Genomic DNA, 10,621 nt, shown 5'->3' on the forward strand with positions numbered 1-10,621 from the left:
AAACATCAAAACTGGTAGCTAAACGCATTTCTACTCAACCATTTTTCATGGCTTGAACTTCAAGGCGAATTTCCTGTGCAGTCTGCTTAATTTCCTGCATGGCTTTGCGAATGCGCGTACCGGCTGCTTTGTTGCCTTTTTCGTAGAAAGCTGTGAAATCAGCTTCGAGGCCACTTACAAAATCAACCAGGTCTGCATAGCGTTTGCTATCTGCCATTTTTTCCTCCTATCTAAATAATTAGGGTGAAGTGAGTCACTTTATGCTCAAACTAACACCGAGGCACTGACAACCCGTTGTCATTACACTGCCAAAAAACAGTAATTCTGACCTTAAAAACGGCTTAACGGTGCTTAAATCGGTGTTTACGTCGTTTTAAGCAAGGACACACACTACTGCCAACTACACCCTGAGATCCCAAAAAGGGCACTTTTTGTACAAAAAAGCTGATTATGAACAAAAATTAATCAGAAAGTAACCGCTTGTTAAAAACATACCCCTTGTAATTTACCCTAAAAAGCATACTGAACAGGGCAGGTATGAACACAAGCGTGATTATCGTTCCAAACAAAAGCCCAACCATAATACTCACAGCCATCCCCTCCCACATCTCACCTCCACTCAGATACAGCGGCACCAAGCCGAGCACCGTTGTAAAGGTGGCGAGCAGAATAGGTCGAAACCGCTGGAGACAAGCACCAATAACGGCATCCTGGTCTTTGCGCTTGAGTGTCTTTTGTTCGATTTCTATACGGTCTATCAATACAATTGCATTATTGATGACAATGCCGGCCAGCGAGATCACCCCCAGAAATGGCATAAAGCCAAACGGCTCGCGAAAAACCAGCAGTCCGATAACTACCCCGATCACAGCAAGCGGAATCGTTAGAACAACCATTGTCATTTTCCTGAACGAATTGAACTGGATAATGAGGAGCAAAACAATGATAAACCCTGACAGCGGCAAATATTTAATAACTGCCCCCATGTTCTCTGCTGTATTCTCTGCATCACCGCCAAATTTGTAGCTATAACCTGCCGGCCAGTCTTGCGCTTGCGCTGCGATCCATGGGGTAAGAGAAGCAGTAATGGCTGAAGCATTCCCCGACGCGGTCAACTCACTGGACACGTTTACTGTGCGTACAAGGTCCGTTCGCTTGATTTTGGAGTACTGCCATTCAGGAATGATATTCGCCACTTGCAATAACGGAACACTCCGTCCTGTTGACTGCGCAAATACGTTGTGCGATGCCAGCGAAGCAAGGTTCTGCTGCTGGCTTGCATCACTTCGCATCATGATCGGGATGGTTTTATCATTCTCCCGGTATTCACCCGTTTTAAAGCCATCTAGGACTGTCTGCAAAGAAGTGGCTATATCCTGACTTGATACGCCGGCGTTTTGTGCCCGCGCCTGATCTACTGCAATTACAAATTTCTTACTTTTTGGCCCCCAGTCATCCTTCACGTTCTTTGTACCGGCAAGGCTTGACAAGTGCAGCTTTACCGACTCAGCAATACTGGCAAGCTGATCAGGGTTTGCGCCCGAGATCTTCACTTCAATCGGCACACCTCCCCCACCCGCACCTAGCGGACCAACTTTGATGTCGGCATCTGGGAACGCTTCAAAGCAAAAGGCATCAAGCTCTGCTATGGCAGCATTGTTATAAGAGAACGAGGAGGTGTTAAGCAGCATATGGGCGTATGAGGAGTTGGCCTCGTCCGCTGAGTAACCCATGTCGTATGATGCCGGTCCTTCACCCACATATGCAGACCAGTCTGTTATCCCGTTCTCCCGGCCGTCTCCAACGAGCATTTCTTCGCGTATATAGTGCTCAATGCCCTCAATAATATCCGAGGTGCGTTCAATCCGGGTACCCAGCGGCAGGTTAATGTCCACGGTAATGAGGTTACGATCACTATCCGGAAAAAACACAAAAGGTACTCGGGTGAACCCTACAAGCGACAGCATAAAGAGTACAAGGATACCAACAACAACAAGGCCCTTGCGCTGGAGCGCCCACAAAATCAAATCTTTATAGAGGCCTTTAAGCTTAAAAATAATGCGGTCTACAATGCTCGGCTTTTTCTCTCCCTTTTTTCCGATTTTCAGGAAGAGATAGCAGAACATGGTAATGACCGTAAGCGCAATCAGCCAAGATGAAATCAGCGCAAGCGAGATCACTACGAAGATGGGGCCAACAATATCGCCCATTGTAGACTCAGCAAGATAAAATGCCAGGAATGCTGCGGAGGTGGTTAGGGTTGAAATAAGGAGCGGCGTAAACAATTCGCTACAAGACTCAATGGCAGCCTGCTTGGCCGGCATGCCTTCTTCCATCTTCACCATCACCGATTCAGCAACTACAATGGCATTGTCAACCATCATGCCCAATGCCATGATCAGGGCCGCCAGGGTAACCTGGTTAAGCCCTACATTCAGCATCCCCATAAGCATCAATGTCATGATGGTTACGATCGGGATCAAGCTTGCAATCACCAGCCCGGTTCGAAAGCCCAGGAAGATTAGCATAACAAGCAACACAATCGTAATGGACTGGATGAGGTTGCCTATGAAGTCGCTAATTTTGACATCGATATAGGTGTCCATGGAAGAGATGCGGCGCAGTTCGAGGCCAACGGGAAGCGCCCCCTGCCACTTGCGCACAACCTCATCCACTTCTGTACCGAGCCCAATGATGTTTGCGCCTTGCTTCAGGTTTACATGGAAAGTAATGGCATCCTGCCCATCAACACGCACACGCTGCGTTGGCGGGTCGATATAGCCCTGGGTTACAGACGTGATATCCTCGAGATAAAGTAACTGTCCCTGCGACCCTACGGGGATCAGCATTTTCTGGATATCTTGTAGGTTGTTAAAATTCCCTGTAGGCTCAAGAATAATGCGTTCATTCTCGAGGTTAACCTCTCCCCCTGAACTGAGTATATTGGTTGCCCCAATGCTCTGCTGTAATCGGTTGGCCGTTAAGCCGTACTCTGCCAGACGGGAATTGTCAAATTCCACAAATACCCGTTCTTCTTGCACCCCTCCCAGTTCTACCTTTGCTGCGTCGTCGAGCTTGATAAAATCGTCCTTTATTCGGTCCGCATAGGTTTTCATGTCAGCATAAGAAAACCCGTCGCTGGTCATTCCTACCACGATGCCGTATACATCCCCGATCCCGTCATCATTCAGATTCGGATTCACACCATCCGGCAACTCTTTCATACTCGACAGTTTTCGCCGGAGTCGGTCCCAGACGCTTTGCAGCTCACCCGGCGCCACCTCGTCTTTGAGCACAACAGAAACGACTGACAAGCCCGTCCGAGAGGTGCTATTGAGTTCTTTGAGTTCAGGCAACTCCTGGGCTATTTTCTCGATTTTATCCGTAACCAGAAGTTCTACGCGTTCAGGACTCGCACCGGGAAATGAAGACACTACCGTAGCCACCCGCACTGTATAGGGCGGCATACTGTCTCGGGCAAGCGACTGGTACAAAACCAGCCCCATAACGAGTATTGTGCCGAGCACCATGAAGGTGATCCTGTTGTTGTCTATAGAAAACTGTGCAAGATTCATGGAATCACAAAGGGATGAGGGTGGGTTACTGCAAGCGTACTGCCTGCCCGTTCAACAAGGTTTGTAGCCCGGCCGTAGCTATTTTTTGTCCGGCTGATAATCCGGCAAGGACTTCAAAGCCTTCTTCGGTAAGCGAACCAATCTGCACAGGTTGTTTCTTGACAACAGCGCCGGCACTTCCTTGCTCTTCTACTAAAAACACAAACCGCCCGCTACCATCCTCGCCAACGGCCTTCGCTGGTACAACCAGCACGCCACTGTTTGCACTGGCATCCGCAAAGTCAAACGTTACGTTGGCCGACATACCCGAGCGTATTTCGGCACTTGGGTTCAATACTTCGATTCGCACAGGATATGTCGCATTGTTAGGGTCAATCGATGGTGATACTTCAGAAACACGGCCCTCAAATGACTGCCCAGCCAGCGAACTAAAAGCCAGGTCTACTTTTGCCCCACTGCGAACCTGGTTAATGACACTCTCTGGCAGGCCAAGCGAGATCTCCATGTCAGCCCCGGCATTCAGCACAGCAACCGTTTGGCCGGCCCCCACATTCTCATCTACTTCAGCATTTACAGAAGCAATTGTACCCGTTTCAGGTGCATAGATGTATCCATACCGCACCTGTTCTTTTTGGATGTCGACGCTGCGCAACGCAGACTGATGGCTCGCCTCGGCAGTTTTGAACGAGTTCTTCGCATTCTCAAAGTCACTTAAAGAGGCACTGCCTTTTTCGTACAGCGAACGAATCCTGTCCAGGTTCAACTTGGCCGTATTCATCTGGGAAGCAGCGCTATTCAGAGACGACAATGACTGCTCATACGCAAGCCGCGATTGAACGTTATCCAACCGGGCAAGCAGTTGGCCTTTTTCGACACGCTGGCCCAATTGCATATCAAAGCGCGTAACAATGCCACCTGAGCGGAAGCTGAGGTTAACAATTTTGTCGGTTTCAGCGGTCCCACTAAAGGTTCGGGTTTCTGAACCTCCCAGAAATCCAACTTCTTCATGGACGACAACGCGCAGTTGTTTTTCTTCAACCGCTTCAGCACCACCACAGCCAGTACACAGCAGCATGGCAATGACGCTTATCATCACACCTGGTTTTTCCATTTTGATCAACATCGGCGGGGTTGGGTTTTTGAGGGCACAATGACGCCATGAGCGCCTGGTGCGTTATTGGTTGTTTTGCAGGAAATAGTCGTTGAACCGCTGCAAAAAAGCTTCATTTTCAGCCTCGGTATGCAACAAGAAAAAGTACCCGATATAGCGCTCCAGAATAAGCGAGGCAAGCAGGTAGCGATAGTTCGCCGTTGCACTTGCAAGTTGGGCCTGCAAATAGTTTGTCTGTGAATCGAGTAGCTGCACAATATTTACAGCGCCGTTGGTGTAGGCAGACTGCATAAGATCCAGGCTTTCACGCGCGGCTGCTTCAGAGACTGCTGACAGTTCGATGTTGGCAATCTGATTGGCCATATCGAGCACAGCATCTTGCACGTTTTTCTCAATAGACAGCTCTGTATTTGCCCGGTTCAGGTTTAGTTGCTCTTTTTGAATAAGGGCCGTCTGTCGATTGATGTTGCGCTGGTTGCGATCTATGAGTGGGATAGAAACACTGATGCCCACGCTGTAATTATCATCCAAAGCAAACTCGGGGGGTGGCACACCGGCTCCCCACTGGTCGAAGGTCCGATTGTACTGCGCCTGGGCTGCAACAGTTGGCAAGAAGCGCCGGCTGCCATTAAGCAATATGTTGCGCCGTGTTGCCTCAAGGCTGTAGTCGATCTCGCGAAGCTCCGGCGCATTCTTGAGGGCCTCTTCTACGAGGAAGTCTACAAACACCTTTTTCTGCACCGGATCATCAATCGTTTGGCGCAGGAGCTCGTAGTTGTACCGCTCAAATACGCCGGCACTGATCTTGGCATCTTCAATATCAATTTCCCGGTCAATTGGATCATTCAGCAGTTGATTAATGCTAAAGAACGATTGTTCGAGTAAGTTGACTGCTTCAACGAGCGCCTGCATGTCTTGCGCCATGGCACTCCGCAAACGCAGCACATCTGAAAGCCCTGCCTGGCCGGCCTCCAGGTTTTGCTCGGCAATCTTCAGATTTCGCTTGGTAAGGTTAAGATTCTCGCTTCTAATTTGAAGGTTAGACTTCTGCACCAGTGCATTGAAATATGCATTGGCAGCATTAAGCACGAGGTCAAGTTCTGTGACGTCATAAACTGCCTGTTCAGCTTTCAGCAGGCTTTTCTGAATATCGATATTGGCATTGGCACCATCGGAGAAAATGGTCTGGGAAAGCGTGATATTGCCGGCTGTCTGGTACTCGGGGTTTCCGCCATTCGATGCGGTAGCCGTTTCTTCGTCCAGATAAGACCCCGTCAGGCTTGAGGTTAGCGAAGGGAGATAATTACTCTTTGCAAGGCTCACATCTTGGCTGGAAAGGGCCACGTTTCGCTCGGAAAGCTTTAAGACCAGGTTATCATTCAATACACCATTTATCACACCCAGCACAGAATACGTTTCTTCCGAGATCACATTCCGGAAATCTCCTACGAAGTCAAAAGAAGCGATCTGGCTATACTTCAGCGACACCCCGACTTTCTCTGCTGTGTTGAAGTTGATAGTGAGCGCTTCTGCGACGTCGATGTAAAGAGGCAGGTCAGCCAGGTTTTGGCCACTCACTACAGCTTCCACACTCAATGCAAGGCGCCTAAAGAACTGGCCCAGCGTTTCTTCTGCCTGGCTGGTCGCCATCAAACCCGACACAACATCTTCTTTCGAGGTTGATGTAAACGATGGAATGGCGCGTTCAAACAGCGTATCAGCAAGCGCGATGATTTCTGCTTCCTCAAGCAAAAAACCTTCAGCAAGATACACTGCATCAATGGAATCATAATAAGGCGTCAGGCTGGCCGGAGAGGCGTAAGAGATGAACTCATACGTGGCATTCATCGGTGCAAACACTTCATCAAAAACAGTCTGCAAGGTGGGTTGCATGGTCTGTAGACTCGCTTCCATGCCGGCGTCTAACAGCACACCTACACTTTTAAAATCATACAGTGCCTTGAAGGCTCTCAGGTCTTTCTTGTAGGATTGCGATGCAATGAGATAGGTAAAATTGTCGATGCCAGAGGTCTCTCCCGTTGCCGGAATGTCCACGAGGTCAATATTAACCGCACCAAAAAGAATTGTAGGTTTTTTATGCTCCGCCTGGCTTGAAATCACCGTGTTATTAACTTGCCCAAACGCAAGAATGATGTCCGTTTCTCCATCAATGAGTTGTGCATAATTCGCTTCTGCTTTTGCTATATCTAGATCACTGAAGAGCGTGGTCTCATCAGAAAACCTGATGATAGCATCTTCACCAACCACAGCAGTGATTTCTTGCCGCAGAGAATCGAGCATGTACGCCAACTCAGGCGTTCGGGCATCGAGCAAAAAACCAATGTCGTAGGTATCTTTTTGCCCGGTAGATTGCCCCGCTACTGGCACTACAAACAGGCATGTGGACGACAAAAAAAACAGGCTTAACGCGAGGAGGGATTTCATTTGCAACATGTCATCTGAGCGAAGCGAGAAAATAGGCAATCCGCAGACGGCAATCCACACCAGGGGCCTATCCGATTGCGCTAAGCTGACATTTCTACAAATTTATCCCCTAATCCAAATCCACACACCATCTAAACATCTTCTTAACATGTTTGGACGAACTTATGATGCAAGGGCGCCTTTTCGATAGATTGACTTTACAGAGAGGGCTATGCACATAACTACCCATTCGTTCTCATTTCTTTTACTCCTATTCATAACTGGTTTACTTGCAGCGTGTGACACCGGACTATCGTCTGATACTGAAATCACAGATTCTGATGCTGTAGATGCCATGTTTAATGGCCGGATCAACCTCAACGAGCTTGACAACTATGCCGCGCAAGACGTACCCAACTACGTTGACCGTGACAACACCGAGCGTAATTCAATCAATAACGTCACGGCTACCCTGGGGCGTGTATTGTTTTACGACACGATGCTCTCATCGGATCAGACCATTTCATGCGCCAGTTGCCACAAGCAAAGCAACGCGTTTGGCGATCCTGCACCATTGAGCGAAGGCGTCAATGGCACAACCGGCCGGCATTCCATGCGGCTAATTAACGCCCGGTTTGCCGATGAAGAAAATTTCTTCTGGGATGAGCGCGCGCAAAACCTGGAAGCCCAGACAACCCTGCCCATTCGAGATCACATAGAAATGGGTTTCAGTGGTGCCCAGGGCGCGCCCGACTTTAACGACTTAATCGCGAGGATTGAAGCACAAACCTATTATAACGAGTTGTTTAGTGCTGCATTTGGTGACCCAGAAGTGACCGAGACCAGAATGCAAAATGCGCTTGCACAGTTTGTCCGAAGCATTCAGTCGTTCGACAGCAAATTTGATATTGGCCGCGCCCAGGTCAATAACAATGGGCAGGACTTCCCAAATTTCACAGCCCTGGAAAATCGTGGCAAGGCACTATTCCTCAACAATACGCAGTTTCAGGACGGCACGGGGAATCGCGTTGGCGGCGGCCTGGGGTGTGGTTCTTGCCACCGGGCACCTACTTTTGACATCACCCCAAACTCTGACAACAATGGCTTTATTGAGCTTGCGACAGGCAATGGCGCCGACCTGACGGTGACACGCTCCCCTTCTCTTCGGGATTTATTTAATCCTGCGGGCGAATTGAACAGCCCATTGATGCACACGGGATCGCTTACAACGATGGACCAGGTGCTGGATCACTACAACAGCATTCAAGAAGCCGGCAACAACCAGTTAGACAGGCGGCTGTCACGCGGGAATGGCAATCAGTTAAACCTCACGGCGGCTGAACGTGAAGCTGTTATCGCTTTCCTCAAGACACTCTCCGGCACAGCCGTGTATGAGGATGCACGATGGAGCGACCCGTTTTAACTCCCCGGTGCTTTTATTTTTTGAACCTGTGCAATGACGTGCAGTCCGAGTAGTGTTTTTGCAGAAAGGGGTTTAAACAAACCTTGCATTTCTTCTAGCAAGCGCTCCCTGGAGAATTCCTGCAAATGCCATTCACTCAGGCCCTCTTCGATGCCTGGCAGCAACAGTCTGAAAAGCCCTGTTGCTGTCAGCATTTTTTTGATGACCAATTTGGGCCGTTCGTAAGGCACCGTAAGTACGATGCGGGTTGCCGGCGTAGCAATTTTGTAGATTTGCTGGAGTACGGCGCGGGGCTCCTGGACATGCTCAAGCATTTCGGAGCAAATGATAACGGAAAACTCCCCTTGCTCAAACGGCAGAGGCTCTTCTCCGTTGCCCCGTACAAAAGTAGCTTCCCTGCCTGCTTCAGCAAACGACTTTGTGGCTGCATCCAACGCCTTGCGCGAAATATCGAACCCTACGATACGACCAGCCTCGGGCAATGCCAGCAAAAGGTTACCTGCCTCACACCCAATTTCAAGTACAGTATCTGCCAGCGTAATATCAGCCAGTCGGCGAATCGCAGCTATGCGTGCGCGCTCAACGATGCCGGCAAGGCCAAAGTATGGCGTAGGATGCTCTTCAAACATCCGGTCATTCCATTCCGCAATTTCATCCATCAAGGGTACCTGCGTCTAGAAAAGCTACGTTCAACTGTTATAGGGTCGACACAACAAACCAGGTTGTCGGATGTGTCCCTGTATTGCTGCTCAATATTCTTGTGGACACATTGTTCTGGGCAACAAACTGCATCGGATTTGCAACAACAAGAAATGCACGGCTCAAAACGGAAAGGCGTTGGTTTTGATCCATTCTCCCGGTATCAGGCACCCGGCGAGATTTCCTGTTTTAGATATGCTATCCGGTCATAGATATCAAAAGGCACGGCTTCACCTGAAGCAACAAGCGCTTCATAGAGGAGCAGCGCTGCTTTCAGTGGATTCGCCGGCGCGTCTTCCGCAACGCCATCGATAAAAGAAGCTTCAAGGAGTTCAGCAACAACAAAGGCTTTGTCTGCGTGGAGTTGACCATTTTCACTGCACAGCGCGAGTAAATCATCCGCAGGCAATGCCGCAAGGTCCCCCAGCCCCATGCCCATGGTTTCCTGAAGCGCGGTATCAACAACTGCTGCAACTTCTGTAGTTTGACCATCTTGTTTTAGCTTCAGCACGCGTGTCAGAACCTGCACAAGTTGCTGGATTTGCCTTAAGATAAAATCGCGCTGAATCATTCGCCTGTCCCCTGCCCGCTTACATTGCGTTAACTGCTTGCCATATATCCGGGTCTACGGGGACACCTTGTGCAAGGTTCTCTGCCCGGCGGGTAAGGGTACGTTCTCCCGGGAAATAAACCTGCTCGCCTTCGCCAGCCTCAACTGCATGTAAGTGATCAACAATGCTGTCCAACACGCTATCACGTAGCGCCGGCTGGGTTACGGGTGACACGGCAAGAAAAAACTGAGAAAGCCCTGTTTCGTAGAGCGGGTCTTTCGAGATCTGGTGCGTAGCATTGCCCGCAGATAATGCCGCTGCTATGGCATCCAGTACAATAGAAAGCGCAGAGCCCTTCCAAAAGCCAATCGGCAACGGGCGCCAGGTAGATTCGATTGCTGCCGGATCACGGGTAATATTGCCCAGTTGATCGAAGCCGCCAGGAACGGGCAAGGTTTTGCCTGCTTTCCGATAAGAAGCAAGCGCCCCATACGAAAACTGAGACATCGCCATATCCAGCACAATGTGCCCTTTTTCTCTCGGGATGCTTATCACCAATGGGTTATTGCCTACGCCGGCTTCGACGGCACCCCACGGTGGTAAATTGGGGTTCGTGTTGGTCCAGCAGATCCCTACACATCCTGCATTGGCCGCCTGCCAGCCATATGTACCACCGCGCATCCAGTGGTTGGTATTCCGCAGTGCCACGGCCCCAACACCATAAGAAGAGGCAAGGGTCAACGCGCGCTTCATACAGGCGTGCGCATTGAGATTACCCGGCCCCGCCTGACCATCCCACTGTTCAATGCCCGCGTGGCCGCCAACTTTAACCGGTTCA

The 10,621-nt window shown here is 49.8% G+C and carries 8 protein-coding genes; 1 reads left to right on the forward strand and 7 read right to left on the reverse strand.

Going from position 1 to position 10,621, the window contains the following annotated elements:
* Positions 1-34 precede the first annotated feature (34 nt).
* The 4 genes from AAF564_23090 to AAF564_23105 all read right to left on the reverse strand — a co-directional run bounded on the left by AAF564_23090 (position 35) and on the right by AAF564_23105 (position 7,131).
* The gene (locus AAF564_23090; GenBank protein ID MEM8488453.1) at positions 35-217 is read right to left on the reverse strand and encodes a histone H1; all 183 of its coding nucleotides are present in this window, start codon (positions 215-217) and stop codon (positions 35-37) included.
* Positions 218-461: 244 nt separating this feature from the next.
* Positions 462-3,575, reverse strand: a complete 3,114-nt coding sequence (locus tag AAF564_23095) for an efflux RND transporter permease subunit (protein MEM8488454.1) — start codon at positions 3,573-3,575, stop codon at positions 462-464.
* A gap of 25 nt (positions 3,576-3,600) precedes the next feature.
* The gene (locus AAF564_23100) at positions 3,601-4,698 is read right to left on the reverse strand and encodes an efflux RND transporter periplasmic adaptor subunit (protein ID MEM8488455.1); all 1,098 of its coding nucleotides are present in this window, start codon (positions 4,696-4,698) and stop codon (positions 3,601-3,603) included.
* Between the two features lie 51 nt (positions 4,699-4,749).
* Positions 4,750-7,131, reverse strand: a complete 2,382-nt coding sequence (locus AAF564_23105) for a TolC family protein (GenBank protein ID MEM8488456.1) — start codon at positions 7,129-7,131, stop codon at positions 4,750-4,752.
* 211 nt (positions 7,132-7,342) lie between these two features.
* Between AAF564_23105 and AAF564_23110 the strand changes: the two genes are divergently transcribed.
* Positions 7,343-8,533, forward strand: coding sequence for a cytochrome-c peroxidase (locus AAF564_23110; GenBank protein MEM8488457.1), 1,191 nt, complete (start codon positions 7,343-7,345; stop codon positions 8,531-8,533).
* Here the strand turns inward: AAF564_23110 and AAF564_23115 are convergent.
* The 3 genes from AAF564_23115 to yiaK all read right to left on the reverse strand — a co-directional run.
* Entirely contained in the window at positions 8,530-9,192 is a 663-nt protein-coding gene (locus tag AAF564_23115) for a class I SAM-dependent methyltransferase (protein ID MEM8488458.1), read from the reverse strand. The genes AAF564_23110 and AAF564_23115 overlap by 4 nt on opposite strands.
* A 203-nt stretch (positions 9,193-9,395) precedes the next feature.
* Positions 9,396-9,803 carry a hypothetical protein gene (locus tag AAF564_23120; protein ID MEM8488459.1) on the reverse strand — a complete coding sequence of 136 codons (408 nt, stop codon included), beginning with the start codon at positions 9,801-9,803 and terminating at the stop codon, positions 9,396-9,398.
* 19 nt (positions 9,804-9,822) lie between these two features.
* A partial coding sequence (gene yiaK / locus AAF564_23125; protein MEM8488460.1) for a 3-dehydro-L-gulonate 2-dehydrogenase occupies positions 9,823-10,621 on the reverse strand: 799 nt, incomplete at its 5' end.

The organism is Bacteroidota bacterium (assembly GCA_039111535.1).
Lineage (GTDB): Bacteria > Bacteroidota > Rhodothermia > Rhodothermales > JAHQVL01 > JBCCIM01.